Annotated in this window: 20 protein-coding genes, 1 other RNA gene and 2 pseudogenes; 12 read left to right on the top strand and 11 right to left on the bottom strand. The window is 34.3% G+C overall.

Going from position 1 to position 17711, the window contains the following annotated elements; all coding sequences use genetic code 11:
* Positions 1 to 58: 58 nt before the first annotated feature.
* The 3 genes from ABN099_RS07320 (at position 59) to ABN099_RS07310 (ending at position 1532) form a co-directional block, all read left to right on the top strand.
* On the top strand, positions 59 to 349 hold the full coding sequence (locus ABN099_RS07320) for a putative quinol monooxygenase (protein WP_349462983.1): 291 nt from the start codon (positions 59 to 61) through the stop codon (positions 347 to 349).
* A gap of 156 nt (positions 350 to 505) precedes the next feature.
* The gene (locus ABN099_RS07315) at positions 506 to 1096 is read left to right on the top strand and encodes a histidine phosphatase family protein (RefSeq protein ID WP_349462982.1); all 591 of its coding nucleotides are present in this window, start codon (positions 506 to 508) and stop codon (positions 1094 to 1096) included.
* 157 nt (positions 1097 to 1253) lie between these two features.
* Positions 1254 to 1532 (top strand): hypothetical protein, encoded by a 279-nt coding sequence (locus ABN099_RS07310; RefSeq protein WP_349462981.1) that lies wholly within the window; start codon positions 1254 to 1256, stop codon positions 1530 to 1532.
* Between the two features lie 296 nt (positions 1533 to 1828).
* Here the strand turns inward: ABN099_RS07310 and ABN099_RS07305 are convergent, their stop codons facing one another.
* Both ABN099_RS07305 and ABN099_RS07300 read right to left on the bottom strand, forming a co-directional pair.
* A complete protein-coding gene (locus ABN099_RS07305; protein WP_349462980.1) occupies positions 1829 to 2245 on the bottom strand; it encodes an autotransporter outer membrane beta-barrel domain-containing protein in 417 nt (138 codons plus the stop codon).
* A gap of 56 nt (positions 2246 to 2301) precedes the next feature.
* The gene (locus tag ABN099_RS07300) at positions 2302 to 2928 is read right to left on the bottom strand and encodes a fimbrial protein (protein ID WP_349462979.1); all 627 of its coding nucleotides are present in this window, start codon (positions 2926 to 2928) and stop codon (positions 2302 to 2304) included.
* A 1114-nt stretch (positions 2929 to 4042) separates the two neighbouring features.
* Between ABN099_RS07300 and ABN099_RS07295 the strand changes: the two genes are divergently transcribed.
* On the top strand, positions 4043 to 4924 hold the full coding sequence (locus ABN099_RS07295) for a hypothetical protein (protein ID WP_349462978.1): 882 nt from the start codon (positions 4043 to 4045) through the stop codon (positions 4922 to 4924).
* Between the two features lie 125 nt (positions 4925 to 5049).
* Here the strand turns inward: ABN099_RS07295 and ABN099_RS07290 are convergent, their stop codons facing one another.
* Positions 5050 to 5184 (bottom strand): hypothetical protein, encoded by a 135-nt coding sequence (locus ABN099_RS07290; protein ID WP_349462977.1) that lies wholly within the window; start codon positions 5182 to 5184, stop codon positions 5050 to 5052.
* A gap of 709 nt (positions 5185 to 5893) precedes the next feature.
* Here ABN099_RS07290 and ABN099_RS07285 point away from each other — a divergent pair.
* A complete protein-coding gene (locus ABN099_RS07285; protein WP_349462976.1) occupies positions 5894 to 6706 on the top strand; it encodes a hypothetical protein in 813 nt (270 codons plus the stop codon).
* A gap of 42 nt (positions 6707 to 6748) precedes the next feature.
* Here ABN099_RS07285 and ABN099_RS07280 read toward each other — a convergent pair whose 3' ends face one another.
* Both ABN099_RS07280 and ABN099_RS07275 read right to left on the bottom strand, forming a co-directional pair.
* A complete protein-coding gene (locus ABN099_RS07280; protein ID WP_349463126.1) occupies positions 6749 to 7486 on the bottom strand; it encodes a DUF3732 domain-containing protein in 738 nt (245 codons plus the stop codon).
* Positions 7487 to 8164: 678 nt separating this feature from the next.
* A pseudogene (locus ABN099_RS07275) lies at positions 8165 to 8455 on the bottom strand (DUF932 domain-containing protein); the annotation flags it as partial.
* A gap of 366 nt (positions 8456 to 8821) precedes the next feature.
* Between ABN099_RS07275 and ABN099_RS07270 the strand changes: the two are divergent.
* The 4 genes from ABN099_RS07270 to ABN099_RS07255 all read left to right on the top strand — a co-directional run bounded on the left by ABN099_RS07270 (position 8822) and on the right by ABN099_RS07255 (position 11584).
* On the top strand, positions 8822 to 10636 hold the full coding sequence (locus ABN099_RS07270; protein ID WP_349462975.1) for a colicin-like bacteriocin tRNase domain-containing protein: 1815 nt from the start codon (positions 8822 to 8824) through the stop codon (positions 10634 to 10636).
* A gap of 2 nt (positions 10637 to 10638) precedes the next feature.
* On the top strand, positions 10639 to 10899 hold the full coding sequence (locus tag ABN099_RS07265) for a bacteriocin immunity protein (RefSeq protein WP_349462974.1): 261 nt from the start codon (positions 10639 to 10641) through the stop codon (positions 10897 to 10899).
* A gap of 116 nt (positions 10900 to 11015) precedes the next feature.
* On the top strand, positions 11016 to 11321 hold the full coding sequence (locus ABN099_RS07260) for an HNH endonuclease signature motif containing protein (protein ID WP_349463125.1): 306 nt from the start codon (positions 11016 to 11018) through the stop codon (positions 11319 to 11321).
* A 2-nt stretch (positions 11322 to 11323) separates the two neighbouring features.
* Positions 11324 to 11584, top strand: coding sequence for a bacteriocin immunity protein (locus ABN099_RS07255; RefSeq protein ID WP_349462973.1), 261 nt, complete (start codon positions 11324 to 11326; stop codon positions 11582 to 11584).
* 45 nt (positions 11585 to 11629) lie between these two features.
* On the opposite strand, the gene ABN099_RS07250 is transcribed toward ABN099_RS07255, so the two are convergent.
* Positions 11630 to 11785, bottom strand: coding sequence for an integrase core domain-containing protein (locus ABN099_RS07250; RefSeq protein ID WP_432807494.1), 156 nt, complete (start codon positions 11783 to 11785; stop codon positions 11630 to 11632).
* A gap of 205 nt (positions 11786 to 11990) precedes the next feature.
* On the opposite strand from ABN099_RS07250, the pseudogene cas1f reads away from it, so the two are divergent.
* Positions 11991 to 12440 (top strand): annotated as a pseudogene (cas1f, locus tag ABN099_RS07245) (type I-F CRISPR-associated endonuclease Cas1f); the annotation flags it as partial.
* A 173-nt stretch (positions 12441 to 12613) separates the two neighbouring features.
* Here cas1f and ssrA read toward each other — a convergent pair.
* Both ssrA and smpB read right to left on the bottom strand, forming a co-directional pair.
* Positions 12614 to 12979: a transfer-messenger RNA gene (ssrA, locus tag ABN099_RS07240) on the bottom strand.
* Positions 12980 to 13038: 59 nt separating this feature from the next.
* Complete coding sequence (gene smpB, locus ABN099_RS07235; protein ID WP_349462972.1) at positions 13039 to 13521, bottom strand: SsrA-binding protein SmpB; 483 nt, start codon at positions 13519 to 13521, stop codon at positions 13039 to 13041.
* 156 nt (positions 13522 to 13677) lie between these two features.
* On the opposite strand from smpB, the gene ABN099_RS07230 reads away from it, so the two are divergent.
* Entirely contained in the window at positions 13678 to 14112 is a 435-nt protein-coding gene (locus tag ABN099_RS07230; RefSeq protein WP_349462971.1) for an SRPBCC family protein, read from the top strand.
* Positions 14102 to 14398, top strand: a complete 297-nt coding sequence (locus ABN099_RS07225) for an RnfH family protein (RefSeq protein ID WP_432807493.1) — start codon at positions 14102 to 14104, stop codon at positions 14396 to 14398. The genes ABN099_RS07230 and ABN099_RS07225 overlap by 11 nt, the downstream gene beginning before the upstream one ends.
* Positions 14399 to 14543: 145 nt before the next feature.
* Here ABN099_RS07225 and bamE read toward each other — a convergent pair whose 3' ends face one another.
* The 3 genes from bamE to nadK all read right to left on the bottom strand — a co-directional run bounded on the left by bamE (position 14544) and on the right by nadK (position 17668).
* Complete coding sequence (bamE, locus tag ABN099_RS07220) at positions 14544 to 14906, bottom strand: outer membrane protein assembly factor BamE (RefSeq protein ID WP_349462969.1); 363 nt, start codon at positions 14904 to 14906, stop codon at positions 14544 to 14546.
* Positions 14907 to 15019: 113 nt separating this feature from the next.
* Positions 15020 to 16681, bottom strand: a complete 1662-nt coding sequence (gene recN, locus ABN099_RS07215; protein ID WP_349462968.1) for a DNA repair protein RecN — start codon at positions 16679 to 16681, stop codon at positions 15020 to 15022.
* Between the two features lie 87 nt (positions 16682 to 16768).
* A complete protein-coding gene (gene nadK / locus ABN099_RS07210; RefSeq protein ID WP_349462967.1) occupies positions 16769 to 17668 on the bottom strand; it encodes an NAD(+) kinase in 900 nt (299 codons plus the stop codon).
* Between the last annotated feature and the right edge of the window lie 43 nt (positions 17669 to 17711).

Raw genomic sequence — 17711 nt, 5'->3', positions numbered from 1 at the left:
TTTCAGTTTCTTTCTTCGTTTCTCAATAATACTCAGAGTTGAGTTATAGGATGTGTAGATGAATAATATCAGATTAATTGCCACTATCGTGGCGAAAGAAAATTATGAAAATGATGTTTTGTCCGCTTGCAAGGCAATGATAAAACCAAGTCATCAAGATGAAGGTTGTATCCAATATGAACTTCATAAAGATACCACTCAACCAAGAGCATTTATTTTCTTTGAAATATGGGAAAGTCAAAGTGCTGTTGATAAGCATAATGAAACGGCACATATGAAAGCATTTGTTGAAAATCTAAAAGATAAAATTGAGTTGCTAGACATTAAATTTATTGAGAAATTAGCTTAACGCTATTTAGCCATTAAAATTATCTTTTCAGTAACATTAATAAATTCTCTATTTTGAAAGCGTTAATAACACTTGAAAAATATTGTTATATTTCAATTGGATAATATTTTAGTTATTAATGTTACTTATACTTAATTTACTAAAAGGCATAGAGGTATGCGCAGTGTGTTACTATTTTTGAGTGTATTTATTTTGGGATTTAGTCATATGGCATATTCAGAGCAAATACTTGTTTTTGTGAGACATGGTGAGAAACCTGATAACGATAGCGGGCAGCTAACCTGTAAGGGTTTAAACCGCGCTTTATCGTTGCCCGATGTATTAATTAATCAATTTGGTAAACCTGACGCACTATTTGCGGCTGCACCTAAACAGAGTAAGTTAGGTAATTCATTACGTTCACTACAAACAATAACGCCAACGGCAATTCGAATTTCCTTACCTATTCACCTTAATTTTCATGCAAAAGAGATAACAGAGTTACGTGAAGCGTTACTTAATAAACAATATGAAAACTCAGTGATTTTTATTGCATGGGAGCATGATAATTTAGTTAAAGTCGCTAAAGATATCATGAAGCAAGAAGGGGGCGACCCTGATTTAATTCCCAAATGGAAAAGTAGTGATTTTGATAGTATTTATATCTTAAAAATAATCCGAAATAGTGATGGTAGTAAAAACGTTTTATTTGAACAGAGACAGCAGGGATTAAATGGGGTTTCTGATAATTGTTCTTATGCCTTATAATAACTTTATTGCCACAAGAAGAATTAATCATACTATTGATATTATAAAAGAATGATAGGAATTAATGTAAACCCAAGTAAATTATCTTATGATAACTTGACCCTGAAGTTAACTCTAAGGTTTATAATTGAATTAAATCTAGAGAGTGGAGGTAATTATGGGATTCTTAAGAAATCTATTTGGTAACCAATTTGGTAATAAGTATAGCAGTTCTCATGGTAATAAGAACTCGCGTGGGCATAGTCGCTCAAATAACGGTGGGCATCATGACGAATATAATAATCAAGGTTACAATAATGGCTCTTATGGGCAAGAACAGCCTGATAATAGAGTAACTGTATCGACTAAATATGATAAATATTGTTCTTCTTGTGGAACTGGTCAAAATAAAGAAGCTAAATTTTGTAACCAATGTGGTAATACATTGCCACAATAAAATATAACATCTTTTATCTATTATATTTAATGTGTTTTTCGTATTGTCTTTATTAATAAAGATAAGGTTTATATCACTATTAAATATTTATACTGATTTTAACCTATTTGATGTTAAAAATAGAGCTTGTATTTAGATTAGTAATATTAATTAATAGAGTTCGCAAGGTAACGACCTTTATTTTTTGTTAATGGATTTATTTTGCGTAAGAAACAATGCTTCTTAAATAGATAACCACCCACTATATGGGTGGTTATCGCACTTATTTTTATTCAAGTTATTTTTTTATCGTTTCTTTAAAACTTAACTTTTATACCTAGCATTCCTTGTGTATCGATATAACTATTATCGCCAACTTGTTGCGCTACGTTAAACCACACATCGGTATTTTTCGACATTCTACCTTCGATTCCTACCTTAATTTCGCCTATATTACGAGTGCCTGATTGACTTATTCGTACATCATTCATTGAAACTCCAGTTATTTTACTATTGTAAATCCAGTTGGCTTCAATAAATGGTTGAAACTCACGATCAGTTTTATTATCGAGAGATGCGTGACCAAGACCAAATGCTCTCACACCAAGACGGGTCTGAATGTTATTTTCGCCTTTACCTGAAATACGAGTACCATTATGTTCAGTATGATCACTCATCGTTACCCCTAAATACTGATAAATGGAAAAAGAGGGGAGGCTAAATGTTAAATTCATCGTTAATAATAACAGAGGAGCATAACTCCTCTGATGTTAATAAAATAGATATTCTGTTATTTGTATTGAAGCGTATAAATAACACTACTGTTAACTTTACCTGCTGTAGTTAGACCTGTTGCATAGTATTCTACGGCATAAGGTAGCGTTGTTGAAAACGTGTCAATATTGATGCTTACATAAGTTGTGTCAGTGACTTGCTTGGTATTACCAATTTTAATCGGAGCAAAATTATTACTGCCATCTAATAACTGCAAATTAACAAAAGTGGCTCCCGTAGCACTCGTATCCATATTTTTAAGTTGTCCAGTTACTGGATCAACTGTCATACCCGCTTCAAAAAAGGCAGATACAAGTGCATGAGTTGTACTTACTGTAGTATTTCTTGTAAGAGGTAATGAAAAATCAATAATTTCCGGGATTATATTTTCACAATCATGTAAATTCATATTAAATGCAGTTCGACCAGTTACTTGCCCTGCTTGAGTTAGTGTATTGGTGCTTACTGTAGGCAAAGTAATAGTGGCATCAGGACCTTGTCCTTCAATATCAACTTTACATGTTGTTTTTGTTAATTGACCATCAAATGTAACAGTACCTGTATTATCAGCCGCAAATGCAGAGCTAGTAGCTAAACCTAATGCCATCGTAATAAGTGATAGGCTTAAAAGTTTTTTATTCATTCCTTACCTCTGAGTTGTTGTTTTTTATATATAATTTAAGTAGCAGTTTTAAATAATTGGAGACACAAATAATAATTATCTTTAAATTTTAGGATGATAAAGATTTTACTAATTTATATGCTTTTAAAAATTAATAAAGTAGGTTGTTTCTATGCAATAAAATATAATGATAGATATTTTCTATAAGAGAGTGTTTTAAATAAAATCGTTTTAAATCAACATATTTCATTTTTTTATTTTGCTATTTATTATAAATGTTATTATTTTATGGTGTAATTCACTTTATTAACTAAACATAAGAGATATTAAGCTTGTTATTATCATAATAAGATGGGTTTTATTTTTATTGTGGAAGGTTATTACACTTTTTACGAGTTTATTTTTTCAATATTTCTATTAATTGGTTTTTATTTTTATGTGAAGAGTAATGGAAATGATACAGGGTTAATAAGAAGTGAAATATATATTGGAAACTTGAAAAAGAATGAAAGAGTATTTTTAAGGGGAAGCGTTGTATCATTGTTAAAATAAAACCAAACTGTTTTGAAGAGGATTATTATTTATTAATGTGCACTATTAACTATATTAATTGTTATTATTCAATTAATTACGTATTAGTACGCATAAAATATAGATAATAAAAAGGCTTGCAGAAATGAGCTTTTCTAAACTTAAATGATCCATTAGTCATTTATGTGTTATTTATAGTGGTTTTTTTGTTAGCGTGTAGTTCTGTTGTTTTCTCTAACTTGGTATTTTTGGAATTGTTATGTTTACACTAAGTTATTAAACTTGGTGGGCGGGAGGAGTTTCAACTCATCACTTAATTAAGTGGTTTTATAGTACTAATGTTTGATTTTTGAAAAGCACCTAATAAGGAGCTTAAGTTATTTTTGATTATCTTCCAAGTATGGGATTAATTACACACTGTAATTAATATTACACCAGTTAATGTAAAAATTACTACTTCAATTGCTGATAATCTTGCAAGGATTGAATATGGAGTTTAAAGTTAATTACCATATTTATTCATTTGTATTAAGCAATGATTGTTTATTTTGTGATTCTTTAACATATTCATATAAAAATTTGGCAAAAATAAAAGGAAATAGATATGAGCATGTGGACGCTTGATGATCTGCGCAGATTGGATAAGAAATATGCTGAGGATGGCGTTCATGTTCACCAACGACCGTTGACAGCTGCAATGGATATACTAGGAACAGATTTTATCCTTGGATTTTTCAGTAATCCAGAGGTTCAACGTATAGTAGATGCATACATTGTCATGATGCCTGAAGTGGAAACAAGCAGGCCTGGTGCCGGAATAGGTATGATTGCATCCATGGATCAAGTTAGAAAAACAATCTTTCCTATCCTATATGGAGAGAATGTACTAGAAGTTTGGCAAATAGCAGGTTTTTCAAGTAATCAAGAGTGGTGGGAGTGGTGTAGAGAAGATAGGGTAATTGCAGCAGAAGTATCTTTTGCTATTGCTGATCTTCATGATTTTACTATGGGTTTGAATGAAATAGAAGATTGCGCCTCAGAAGCATTAACACTCTGGAAAATGTCTCGCTCTAATCTTGAAGATATAGCAAATACGCTACCTAACAGCTTTAGTCATGATTCAGTTATTCAGCCTATTTGCATGGTTGCAGAGCTTTCCTTCAAAGCGGCTTTAGTTTGGAGTGGCGTCGATTTAAACACTTTGAAAGGTAAGAATGGTCATAATCTTACCAATTTGGCACAATTAATGATGGAGAAAATTCCCCATCGTGACGATAGACAAATTAAAGCTGTGATTGATAAAATGCCTCATTATGTAGCTAGCCGCTATAAGCCCGAAGGGCTTAAGCGTCTTCAGGTTGTTCGATTGGCGCTAGGAGTACAATTTATAGCAGCGTCTACTTTACGTAGAATAACTACTTCAGACTTAGCTATACAAATGGAATCAGAAGAATATCCGGGTTTACGCCCAACATTTAGTATTTGAGTGAGAAGAAGAAGTTCATAAAGTATTACTTATACCTCAGTTTATTGAGTATCATAAGAATGATTTTTATTAATGTTGTTAACCAATAGTGTAACTATAGAATGATGGATTTTATAGTTAGAGGCTTATTTCCTTGATACGTCTAGAACAAAAATATCTATAAATTTTTGCAGTTCAGCAGGGAGCTTTGCTTCAATACTACTTTTAAGCTCTTGGGCAGATTTCAAGCCATGTTTTTTCCTACCAGCGACACTTTCCATTTTACCAAACCATATGACAAGGAACATACCTCGCTGCTCAGCAAACGATCATATAGCTGAGATGAAGCTGCATAATAGAGTTCTCTGTGCCATCGCCCTTTTACTTCAGTTACGAGTGGACAATTGGATTTAATTAGGTGAGATTCGACGGCGCAGGACAAAAAAAGCCTACAACTCATTGAGTTAGTGGGCTTTTCGAACTTTTTCAATGACTCTGGTAATCATTGATAAAGAATTTTTTGGTGGACTGGTGGAGTCTGAATTAGTCGCTTAACTAAATGATTTTATAGTGCTAATGTTCAATTCAACTTTTCAAAAGTGCCTAATAAGGTGCCTAAAAATAATTTGATTAGTTTTGGGGCTTCTTATTGCTTAAGATTGATCTGTGTATATTATATCCTTTTTGACTAGTCGCACACAATAGAGTTATTAGTCTTTCTGTTATAATTATAAATTTTTTAATACGAATGTATTTATACTAAATGAAAATTATATTCACTCTTTATTCATTTATTTTTTTATATTATAATGAAAAATATTTAATTTTATGTGTGCCAATAAAAAAATTTCTCTTGGTTTTTAAATGTCAAATAATTATCAAATTAGTAGCTACCAGAGAGTTAATGGAATAAGATAGTCTATTAATGGTGATTAGCCTGATAAATTAAGGTTAATATATTTTTGGGTATTTTTAATTCAAGAATAGGTTATGGATAAAATAGCTTGGAATATGAGTGTATGTAGATTATGTAAGGATAGTGATCAATTAGAGCTAAGTCATCTACTCCCTAGGTTTATATTTAAATATGCAAAGTTATCAGCATTAACTGGACATCTTAGGACAACTGAAAACCCAAATAAGGTATCTCAAGATGGAAAGAAAGTTCATTTTCTTTGTAAGAAATGTGAATCTATCTTTAGTGGCTGGGAGAGTTATTTTTCTAAAGAAATATTTTATCCTTTAGAATATAATGAGAAAAAAGAGTTTGAATATGATAATAGATTAAATAAATATTTAGCATCAGTTAGCTTTAGAGTTTTATCATATATATATGAAGTTAATTTAAATGAGTTTTCTTATAAGGAAAACAAAGAAATAATTAAAGCCATTAATAATTTGAGGGAGTATTTATTAGGTTATAATCCTCATCCCAAGGAGCAGCGACAGTTATTGATTCTTTTAGATAAAACTGATACTAATGATGACTTAGACATATATTTAACTAAGGCTATTGAGTTTGACTTTATTAAAGTGGGGAGTGAGTTGTTTACTTATGTTAAATATCTTAGATTTCTACATTTATGCCCGATTAAAATAAATTCTAATAGGGGATGGAAAAGCGCTAGAATTAATAATAGCTCTGGTGTACTGTCAGTGAAAGATCAGGAATTACCTATTTATATCCAAGATAAAATTAATAATTCTATAGTTTTTTTTCAAGAAAAAAAGAATTCTTTATCTTTAAATCAAAAGCAAAAAATAGAAAATAGAATAATTGAGTCACTATCTGGGGAAAAGTAAAATCAAACCCCATATATAATTTAACTATGAGGTTTGATTTCTTTATTTAATCCATTCTAATGGAATTAATCCATCACCCTCATATTTCCAATGCGCGGATTCATGGATATTTTTCACGTCTCCCCATATGCTGCTATCAGCATGTTCCAGAACGATAATTTGAAAGTTATAGTTATTTTCCTGAATAGCATGAGCTAATACTTCAAATATTTTTTTTGTGGCACTAATATCATTTTCTCTAGTACTCTGTATGGTTTTCATTTTATTCGCATCATCTAGAATATTGTCTCCAGATTCAGCACTTGGAAAATATACTTGACTAGGTTGATCTATGACTAGAAAACTGAATGGTGGCAATTTTTGATTATCTTTTTTAGAAAAGTATTCATGAAATGCTAAAAATGTAGATATATGATATCCCATCCAATTAGCGCCACTACCTATCTCCCATAGATATTCATATTTTCTTAATCTAGGGTTGGCGAAGCTCAGTGTTAATTCTTTTTTATCAAACTTAATTTTCCCACTACGTTTGAGGCTAAATTTATCTGCATATTTCTCTATTAAATTATTGATTTTTGAATAGGTAGTATATTCATCATTATCAAAATTTTTATTTTCAAAATATTTTTTTAAGGGGGTCAATTCTTTTTTTATTTCTTTTATTTGCTCGTTTATATAGTTGTTATTACTTATTTTTTCAATAGATAGTAGTTTTTCTTGTATTTTTCCAATAACAATGTAAATATTATTTAGTGAGTCTGTATTTTTTTTATCCATGTTTTCTAAGGATATTTTTTTTATTCTTATTGAATGTAAATCACTTTGTAAATTTCTTAATTGTATTTTAAAATTATTTAACTCTCTATCTTCAATCGGGTTATCAAATAAAGCATCTGATAATGAGTTAATTGAATTTACTTTTTTCTCTAAATTATCAATTACTACATGCAATGATTTGGTTTTTGAGCCACATGCAATACATTCATGATTTGGAGCTAATGTTTCTTTAAGCCACTCAAAGCCAACGGTGCGTTTTTGTTCTCTCTTAATGGCATCCGTAAACTCTTTTCCTTTAGAAAATAATTGTTCATAATTTATTATTTGTGTTTTCAAGTCATCAATACTTCTTTTTTTCTCTTCTCCTTGGTGGATTAAGTCGTTTATTAAGTTGTTATGGTATTCATAATTTGGTTTTTTTAATATTTCTAGAATTTTTCCATCTAAGTATTTTTTATTTATGAATTTTAAATTATTGATTTTTTCTTGCGTATCTATATTTTCTAAATTTGATATTAAGCCTAATTCAATGCATTCTTGCCACAATATTTCAATTTCCAGCTCCCAATTAGATAGAGCATTTCTATGAATTTCTAACTGCTTATTAAGTATGTTTAATCTCTTTTCTAGATCACTGCGTTCCTTTTCTTTTACCATGTACTCTCGATCTATAATACCTAATGCAAACGGCATCACCCACAGTGCTTTATTCAATTTAATATCCCCATCAATGCCATTCACTGAACGAGTGCGAGCTCACTTACCTTTAACATTCCTACCTGATAATCCTCCCTTGATTAAGTTTTCCTGTAAACGTTGATATACCGTCCATAAATCATCTTTCTTATTTTCTCATCAGTGAGGTTGTAATACTTGCTCCTTGGTAACAGGCTGATGCCCCTCACCGAAGCGATAAGTCAACGCCGCTTGTGCCAAGGCATGTTGTGCTGGTGATGGTAATAGAAGTGATACCGAACTCATCCTGATGCACCATCATTTGCGGATAATAAAATTGACGGTTTTAAGAATGGATATCTAATTGATATTCCAGCCAGTCGTTTTATTTCTGTTCGTGTACAGATGCCAGAGCAATCAATCTATAACGTGAGAATGTGTGAGATGGAAGAAACGCAGGAAGAGGAAAATAAGGACACCAATAGCGCACCAGAAATTGATAACTGATTGATTTACTTTATTTGGATCAAAGAAGAATTAAATGTTAATAATAATCATTCTTAATAAAGCCGAGGTAAGAGGATTGATTTACGATTGTTATTGATGTTGCTGTGTTTATGTACAGCATCTATGTGCTATTGAATATAAAAAGGAATTTATATGAGTGATAATGAAGATCGAGATGTTCGTATTGAGATAACAGCCAGTGTTAGTAGCCATGACTATGATGAAGATGATAACTCAAATCACACAGATAACGACAGTGAAGATCGAGACAAAAATGAGCGAGTAAGAGAAGTTCAAGACATTTCAGATTTTGATCTAGGGAAATACCCTGAGAAGTTAGTAATGGCATCCGCCGGTCTTCCTGCTTTAGGTTTTCTTACTTATCAAGGTGTCCTTAGTTTTACATCAAGTCCATTTGTTTCCGCTAATATTAAGAGTGCTTTTTCTAAATCATTAACAGCGCTAAGAACTAGTGCAGTTGAAGCAATGTTAGTTGCGCCAAAGCTTGCTAGGATCACAGGTGTTGGGATTGCAGTCGAAGGATTGTGGCCAAGTAGTAACATCATGTCTACTCAAGCTGAAATGGCATTGTTAAAGAACTATGGCATTTTGGATAGAGATATTTTTGATAGAAACAAAGCACGTAAAGTTACAACGATGCCTGCTGAAATTGTTACTAATCAAATTAGTGATATTGGTAAAAAAACATCCTTAAGCATACATACACAGGTTATGTCTGCTTTAGATAAAAATACTAGAAAGCAGCGAACCATTGTATCAACAGGTCAGGCTATTAGTATCCCAATCGTAAAGGCAACAGCAACAAGCACACTTAATATTTATACCGCCCCTGTTATTACTGGCGCAAAGCCAGTGCGTATTAGCATTTCTGAAAACAAAGTGGATAAAAATAAACAGGTAGTCATCAACTCTAAGCCTAATGCTGGATACTATATTCCTTCATCTAAATTAAAAACTCATCATGCAATTGTTGATTTTGGTGGGAAACATGAAGCGCTTTATGTCTCTATTATTGATGTGATTGATGTAGATAACGAAGAGAAAATAGTTGAAGAAGAATGGACAGAATGGTCGACTTTATACCCTTTAGAAGCCGCATTATTAGAGCTTGAAGAAGCAAAAAAAAGATTAGCCAATATTGATAAGCAATATCAGGCTCAAGTCGCTGTTATTAATAAACTCAAAGTGACTCCAGAAGGCTTGGCATTAGCCGATCCTGTTAAAAATCCTCTTGTTTATAAGCAGAATAATAAACAAATTAGCGTCACTAAAGTTGAAGTTAAGATTGCTGATAAAAATTTACTTAATATTCTTCTAAATAAAGGAATGGATGCATATTTAGGTGAAGTAGAAAAAAGAATAGCTGTAAATAAACCAGACAGAATACAAACTTATCTAATCAAACTATTTTATGAGCGACTTGGTGATCAGGTACTATCATATGATAACCAACTAGCCAAATCTGAAGAAAGTCTAGCACCAATCCTCGAATCGCGAAAAAAAGCAGAGAGTGAGAAAAAAGCTGCTGAGGATAAGGTTAAAAAAGAAAATAAACGCAATCAACCAGGTAAGGCTACAGGTAAAGGCAAAAAAGTCGGTGATAAATGGCTTAATGATGCCGGAAAAGAAAATGGAGTTCCTATTCCAGACCGTATTGCCGATAAATTACGTGGTGAAAAATTTAATAATTTTGATGAATTTAGACGAAGATTGTGGGAAGAGGTTTCAAAAGACCCCGAATTGTTAAAGCAATTTAATCCTCAAAATCAAGGTAATGTAAAAGCAGGGAAAGCTCCCACACCTAGAAATGCAGATCAAGTAGGCGGAAGAATTAAGTATGAATTACACCATGATAAACCTATTCACCAAGATGGTGGAGTTTATGATATAGATAATATTAGAGTTGTTACACCGAAACGTCATATTGATATTCATAGAGGAAAATAATAATGAGTCAAAAGCAAAGTATTAGTGATTATACAGAAGCTGAATTTTTAGCCTTTGTTAAACAAATTTTTAATGTAGAAAATACTACAGAACAAGAAGATGTAGAGAATATTCTTTTATTTAAAAAATTAACAGAACATCCTGATGGCTCGGATTTAATTTATTACCCAAACGATAATCGAGAAGATAGCCCTGAAGGGGTTGTTAAAGAAGTTAAAGAATGGCGAGTTAAAAATGGTAAGCCTGGATTTAAAAAAGGTTAATTATTACCTTTGTTAAATTAATAGAAGCCTCTTAACGGAGGCTTTTTTGTTATTTAAAGTGACGGAATAGACGAAATTAGCCATTTAATCAACTTTGACGCAGTAACCTTCAATCTATTCCAGACCGTATTGCCGATAAATTACGTGGTGAAAAATTTAATAATTTTGATGAATTTAGACGAAGATTGTGGGAAGAGGTTTCAAAAGATCCCGAATTGTTAAAGCAATTTAGTAAAGCTAACCAAACATTGATAAAAAAAGGTAATGCACCTTATCCGATCCCTGAAGAGCAAGTTGGAGGCAGGGAGACATTTGAGCTTCACCATGTTAAGCCTATTATTGAAGATGGTGGAGTTTATGATATGGATAATATCCGCATTGTCACCCCTAAACGACACATTGATATTCATAGAGGAAAATGATCATGGAACTGAAAAATAGTATCAGTGATTATACTGAAGCTGAGTTTTTGAAATTGTTACAGGGAATCTGTAATGTAACAACTTCTAATGAAGAAGAGCATAAATCATGGGTTCGACATTTTGTTAAATTATCAGAGCATCCTCGTGGTAACGGTTTGATCTATTATCCTAAGGATGGTGAAGATGATTCACCTGCAGGGATTTTGAACACAGTTAAAAGATGGAGAGCTCAGAACGGTAAGCCAGGATTTAAAAAAGGTTAATTATTACTTTCATTATGACTAGTTCTGATATGGGTTGACAACTTTTCAGGCATAAAATGCTCGATAAACCTTATCGGGCGTTTTATCGTTTAATGATAAATACGGTCGCCTTTCATTATAAATTTGTATTGATTCTGCAACTAACCTCTGTGCCTGCTCTAAATTAATCAGTTTTATCAATAGATATTCCATTTTTAATATCCCATTATTAATTTTTTTAAGTCTCCTACAATAGCTACTAGAATATATTTCGATTGTATATTCCCTCCTTATTATATTTAAAAGTAATTATTTGGTATTTTTGATAATTAAATTTTCTTTAACAGTTCACAAATATACAACTTGCTCATGTCATGCTGACTCCTTAATTGATATTGTTTAGAGATGACTAAATGAGGCTAAAGTAATGGAAGATTTATCCCCCTCCGATTTGAAAACTATTCTTCATTCTAAAAGGGCCAATATGTACTACTTGGAATACTGCCGAGTGATGTAAAAAGATGGTCGTGTTTTATATCTTACCAAGTCGAAGAAAGAGAACCTCTACTTCAATATTCCTATCGCTAATACTACCGTTTTATTACTAGGCAATGGCACATCAATTACCCAAGCAGCCATGCGAATGCTTTCACAAGCTGGTGTATTGGTAGGTTTTTGTGGAGGAGGTGGTACACCTCTGCACATGGGGACCGACGTAGAATGGTTTACTCCGCAAAATGAGTATCGTCCAACAGAATATCTACAAGGATGGCTTTCTTTTTGGTTTGATGATGAAAAGCGACTTGGCGTTGCTAAGCAATTTCAAAGCGCTCGGATCAAATATTTGCAAACTGTTTGGTCAAAAGATCGAGACTTAAATGTTCACTGCCGCATAGGCAGCTTAGAAATTTAGTTCAATATGCCGAAAATGATTGGATTTAACTAGATAAGATTCGACTGCGCAGGACACAAAAAAGCCCACAACTCATTGAGTTAGTGGGCTTTTCGAACTTTACCAATGACTCTGGTAATCATTAATAAAGAATTTTTTGGTGGAGCTGGCGGGAGTTGAACCCGCGTCCGAAATTCCTACATCCGCGGCACTACATGCTTAGTCTATCTTTAAATTCGCTTACCTGCTGCGGACAGACACGCCACAAATAAGCTAGCTTGATTATTTTTAACGCTTCAACCCCAAGCAAGGTATCCACGCGATCTCTTTTGGTTTTGACCTCTCTTGATCCCCGTCCTAAGAGCGGAGGCTAGGGAGAGAGGGCTCTACGCAGGTTATTAAGCTGCTAGTGCTTCGTACTGATTGTCGTTTGCGACTATCTTTTTGCGGCTTTTAACGAGGCCAACCGCCCCTCGGCATGCACCTTGGGTTTCGCAAATTCCGTCGAATCCAGAATCAGCCCCAAGTTGATAAACGCAAGTATATCAGAAAAACACTTGTAATAGCTAGCACTTAACGTGATTTAGCGATTAGCATTTTTCATAATTCTTGCTTTGTCTAATTTCCACTCACGATCTTTGATAGTTTCTCGCTTATCGTGATCTTTTTTACCTTTAGCAACGCCAACCTTAATTTTGCACCATGCATTCTTCCAATAAAGTGAAAGAGCAACAACAGTGTAACCATCACGATTTATTTGACCATAAAGTGAATCGAGTTCGCGTTGTTTTAATAATAGTTTACGGGTACGCGTTGGATCACAAACTACGTGGCTTGATGCAACATTTAAAGGTGTGATGTTTGCACCAAAAAGATAAGCTTCGCCATCACGCATAACAACGTAGCTATCACTAATGTTTGCTTTACCAGCGCGCAGTGATTTTACTTCCCAGCCTTGTAACGACAGACCCGCTTCTATCTCATCTTCGATGAAATATTCATGGCGAGCACGTTTATTTAGCGCAATAGTCGCAGAACCAGGTTTGTGTGATTTTTTCTTTGTCATAATGTCCACATTATACTGTATGAGCAACAGAAAGAAATCATTTAACCGACTGTTTTCTTTTCAATTGCATAAAACTTGAGCTATATTCCATTAGATTTTTATTTAGTCACTGTTCAATGATATGATCGCACACAGTGTTGTCGTACAGGAATAACTATGCCTCAGATTAGCCGATCTGCTCTAGTTCCTTTTAGCGCAGAACAAATGTTTATACTGGTGAATGATGTTCTCACTTATCCTAATTTTCTACCAGGATGCGTTGGAAGTAAACTGATCAAAAGCACACCAGAAGAAATGATTGCATCAGTTCAGGTCTCTAAAGCGGGTATCAGTAAAACATTTACTACCCATAATTTTTTAAAGACAAATGAACGTGTTGATATGCGTCTTGTTGATGGTCCTTTTCGTAAGCTAACGGGAGGGTGGGTGTTTACCGCATTAGATGATAATGCGTGTAAGGTCGAATTTCAGTTAGACTTTGAGTTCACAAATAAATTAATTGAGTTAGCCTTTGGTCGCATTTTTAAAGACTTAACCAATAATATGGTTCAGGCGTTTACTCAACGAGCGAAAGAGATCTATCGTGACTAAAATAGGGGTCGAGGTAACTTATGCGTTACCAGATAAACAGTATCTTATTCCGGTTGAATTAACTGCAGGGGATACTGTCGAGCAAGCCATTATCGCGTCTAATATCTTAATGATTTGTAATGATATTGATTTAAAAAAGAATAAAGTAGGGATTTATAGTCGCCCAGCTAAATTAACGGATAAGGTGAAAGAGGGGGATAGAGTCGAAATTTATCGCCCATTAATTGCAGATCCTAAAGAGATGCGTCGTAAACGTGCAGAGAAAGCGCGTAAAAAAGCAGACTAATATATTGTTATAATGCTTCTTGGATGTGCTCTCATTTTTAGTTTTATTGATTATGCAAATAGCTAATTATCTGCAATAAAACACACCCCATCGTTAATTAACGTATGGGGTGCAATTCATTTTGCCGATTACTATCGTTTAAGTCTTACTCTTTGCTAGTCGAGTTAGAAAAACTTGGCATATTTCCTTGTTTATCTATCTTCGTCAGAATGCCATTACTGTCAAAAGTCAAAGTGAGCGTTTCTTGACGCACTTTTTCATGACCAGGCTCTTCACGGAAAACATAATACCAAATTTGGCTTCCGAAAGGATCTCTAAGCATTGGAGTGCCAAGGGCAAATTGAACTTGCTGCTGTGTCATTCCTTGCTGAACTTTTGCGACTTCAGCTGGCGTTAAATAATTTCCCTGATTGATATCTGGGTGATAAACCAGTCTCTCGAACATAGAGCAACCTGAAGTCATTACGACTAAAGATAAGGCGGCAACTTTTAACAGTTTAAAACGCATGGTTATTACATTCCTTTTAGGGTCATAGTGACGATGATAATCGACAACGCAGCAATTGAAAACCTTTCACGCTCTGCCTATGACCTTAAATATCAATAAAAGTTTGTTAATCGTTATGCCGCCAACAAATCTTTTGCATTTGCTAAGGTATTTTTTGTTACTTCGCTGCCCGCTAATAAACGTGCTAACTCTTGAAGACGCTCTTTTTTAGATAGTAGCTTCATCGAGGTTTCAGTTTCTTCGCCATTTGTCTCTTTATTGACAAAATAGTGTTGGTGACCGCAACCTGCGACTTGAGGTAAATGGGTTACACACATAACTTGTGTTGATTCACCAAGTTCACGTAGTAGTTTGCCAACAATAGCCGCAGTAGGACCACTAATACCAACATCAACTTCATCAAAAATAAGTGCTGGTGTATCCATTTTTTTAGCAGTAATAACTTGAATAGCTAATGCGATACGTGAAAGCTCACCACCAGACGCCACTTTTGAAAGCGCTTGATGTGGCTGTCCTGGGTTTGTTGTGACATTAAATTCAACTTTAGTTGCACCATCAATTTGCAGCGATGTGTCATCAAAAAGCGTATCGACGGTAAAATAACCATGAGGCATTGATAGTTGGTGCATACTACTAGTAATTAATTGACTTAATTCATTGGCATATTGTTGGCGTACTTGGTGTAGTTCTTTAGCAACTTCTAGTGCCGCAAGATGATCTTGTTTTACTTGCTCAATTAATGTTTCACAATCATCGTGCTGACGTAATAGTGCATTTTTTTCTTCAATAAGTTGCTGATGAAGTTCATATAGCTCTTCTGGTGTGACTCTATGTTTACGAGACAAACTAATATATTTGGCAATACGTTTTTCAAGTTCAAATAAGCGATTAGGATCCATTTCTAATTTATCACTGTAATGGCGTAACTCATCGCTTACTTCGCTAATTTGAATAGTGGCATCTTCTAACATATCAAGTAGAGAACTGAACTGACTCTCCATTGAAGTAAGTTCTGTTATTTCGTGTTTAACGAGATTAAGCATACTAAGAATATTTTGATCTTCATTTTCGCTTAAAATTTGTAAGCTATTTTGGCTTAAACTCAAGAATTGCCCACAGTTGGATAAGCGTTTGTACTCTTGGTCTAATTCTGGGTATTCACCTTGAATAGGCTGAAATTCATTAAGCTCTTTTAAATGGTAATCAATAAGCTGTTGTCTGGCTTCTCGCTCTAATGACTGTTGTTGAAATGCAGCTAACGTTTGGCAACTTTGGTGCCACGTTTGGTAAGCCGCTTTCATTTTTTTCAGCAATGCGGGTTCATGGGCATAAATATCAAGAAGATGTTTTTGATAACGAGGCTCTAATAGTTGTTGATGCGCATGTTGACCATGAATTTGAATAAGTAATGAACCGAGCTCTCGTAATTGAGATAGTGGCACGGATGTACCATTAATAAAACCACGAGAGCGACCATCAGTAGAGATAGTTCGTCTTAGTAGGCATTCGTTATGATCATCAAGATGATGTTCTTCTAGCCACTGCTGGGCGGATGGCGTATCGGAGAGTGAAAAACGTGCGCATAAATCGGCTCTAGTCGCACCAGAACGCACCATATTGGCATCACCACGGTTTCCTAGACATAAACCTAACGCATCGATAGCAATAGACTTACCTGCGCCAGTTTCACCTGTAATAGTGGTCATTCCACCAGAGAAATCGATTTCAAGTTCACGGACTATGGCAAAATGACTAATGGTTAGTTGAGTCAGCATAGTGCCTCTCCTGTGTATAAAAACATAACTGTGATTGCATACAGTATAAACTGGTTTTTTATACAGTAAAGTAGTGAGGCACAAAAATCAGAACATTTTTTTCGACCAACCTAATTTTGAACTGAGTGTATTAAAATAGTTATAGTCATTAGGGTGTACTAAATTTAATTTTTGTCGGCTACGTTTAATAATCACTTCATCGCCTTCTTTTATAGGCAAAACTAATTGACTGTCGCAGCTGACTTCATAATCAATATTGGTTTGTGAAAATTTCAACTTAATTTGGCTATCGCTGCTAATGACTAAAGGACGCGCTGATAAGGTATGCGGAAACATCGGTACTAAGGCAATGGCATCGAGATTTGGTGTAAGAATTGGACCACCCGCTGAAAGAGAGTAGGCAGTGGAACCCGTTGGTGTGGCAATAATTAAGCCATCCGAGCGTTGTGAAAAGGCAAAGCGGTCATCAATATAGACCTCAAACTCAATCATATGAGCGACTTTTCCTGGATGAAGAACAACTTCGTTGATCGCGGTACCAATGCGCGTTCTTTCACCTGATGCACAAACGCGGGCCTCAAGTAAAAAGCGTTTTTCCTCACGGTAATGACCCGCTAAAACATTAGTGAGTTGCTGTAGTGCATTATCAGGATCGAGATCAGTAAGAAACCCTAAATTACCACGGTTAACACCAATAACTTTGATATTATAGCGTGACAATACGCGAGCAGCGCCTAACATATTGCCATCACCACCAACAACGATAACGAGGTCTGCGGCTTTGCCAACTTGAGTTAAGTCGCCCATCAATGCATTTTCAAGTTTTAGCTCTTGAGCAACTTGAGTATCGATAATGACTTCATAGCCTTTATCTTTTAGCCAATGATAAAGCATTTCATGAGTTGAAAGTGCTTCAGGATGGCGGGGATGTCCGACAATGCCAATGCATTTAAATTGTTTTTCTTCCGTTACGGTATTATCTGGCATTTTTTTACCCTCGTTTTTGCGCCAATTCCTTGAAACCCGTTTA

Origin of the sequence: Proteus hauseri (assembly GCF_040139125.1) — a bacterium.
In the GTDB taxonomy this organism is placed as follows: domain Bacteria; phylum Pseudomonadota; class Gammaproteobacteria; order Enterobacterales; family Enterobacteriaceae; genus Proteus; species Proteus hauseri_B.
The sequence above is the reverse complement of the archived record's forward strand: the minus strand, read 5'-3'. Positions and strand labels throughout refer to the sequence as shown.

What these genes read in the sequence shown, in the direction of transcription:
- ABN099_RS07320 (WP_349462983.1), top strand. Translation starts at nt 59, where the DNA reads ATGAATAATATCAGATTAATTGCCACTATCGTGGCGAAAGAAAATTAT.
- ABN099_RS07315 (WP_349462982.1), top strand. Translation starts at nt 506, where the DNA reads ATGCGCAGTGTGTTACTATTTTTGAGTGTATTTATTTTGGGATTTAGT.
- ABN099_RS07310 (WP_349462981.1), top strand. Translation starts at nt 1,254, where the DNA reads ATGGGATTCTTAAGAAATCTATTTGGTAACCAATTTGGTAATAAGTAT.
- ABN099_RS07305 (WP_349462980.1), bottom strand. Translation starts at nt 2,245, where the DNA reads ATGAATTTAACATTTAGCCTCCCCTCTTTTTCCATTTATCAGTATTTA.
- ABN099_RS07300 (WP_349462979.1), bottom strand. Translation starts at nt 2,928, where the DNA reads ATGAATAAAAAACTTTTAAGCCTATCACTTATTACGATGGCATTAGGT.
- ABN099_RS07295 (WP_349462978.1), top strand. Translation starts at nt 4,043, where the DNA reads ATGAGCATGTGGACGCTTGATGATCTGCGCAGATTGGATAAGAAATAT.
- ABN099_RS07290 (WP_349462977.1), bottom strand. Translation starts at nt 5,184, where the DNA reads ATGGAAAGTGTCGCTGGTAGGAAAAAACATGGCTTGAAATCTGCCCAA.
- ABN099_RS07285 (WP_349462976.1), top strand. Translation starts at nt 5,894, where the DNA reads ATGGATAAAATAGCTTGGAATATGAGTGTATGTAGATTATGTAAGGAT.
- ABN099_RS07280 (WP_349463126.1), bottom strand. Translation starts at nt 7,486, where the DNA reads ATGGATAAAAAAAATACAGACTCACTAAATAATATTTACATTGTTATT.
- ABN099_RS07270 (WP_349462975.1), top strand. Translation starts at nt 8,822, where the DNA reads ATGAGTGATAATGAAGATCGAGATGTTCGTATTGAGATAACAGCCAGT.
- ABN099_RS07265 (WP_349462974.1), top strand. Translation starts at nt 10,639, where the DNA reads ATGAGTCAAAAGCAAAGTATTAGTGATTATACAGAAGCTGAATTTTTA.
- ABN099_RS07255 (WP_349462973.1), top strand. Translation starts at nt 11,324, where the DNA reads ATGGAACTGAAAAATAGTATCAGTGATTATACTGAAGCTGAGTTTTTG.
- smpB (WP_349462972.1), bottom strand. Translation starts at nt 13,521, where the DNA reads ATGACAAAGAAAAAATCACACAAACCTGGTTCTGCGACTATTGCGCTA.
- ABN099_RS07230 (WP_349462971.1), top strand. Translation starts at nt 13,678, where the DNA reads ATGCCTCAGATTAGCCGATCTGCTCTAGTTCCTTTTAGCGCAGAACAA.
- bamE (WP_349462969.1), bottom strand. Translation starts at nt 14,906, where the DNA reads ATGCGTTTTAAACTGTTAAAAGTTGCCGCCTTATCTTTAGTCGTAATG.
- recN (WP_349462968.1), bottom strand. Translation starts at nt 16,681, where the DNA reads ATGCTGACTCAACTAACCATTAGTCATTTTGCCATAGTCCGTGAACTT.
- nadK (WP_349462967.1), bottom strand. Translation starts at nt 17,668, where the DNA reads ATGCCAGATAATACCGTAACGGAAGAAAAACAATTTAAATGCATTGGC.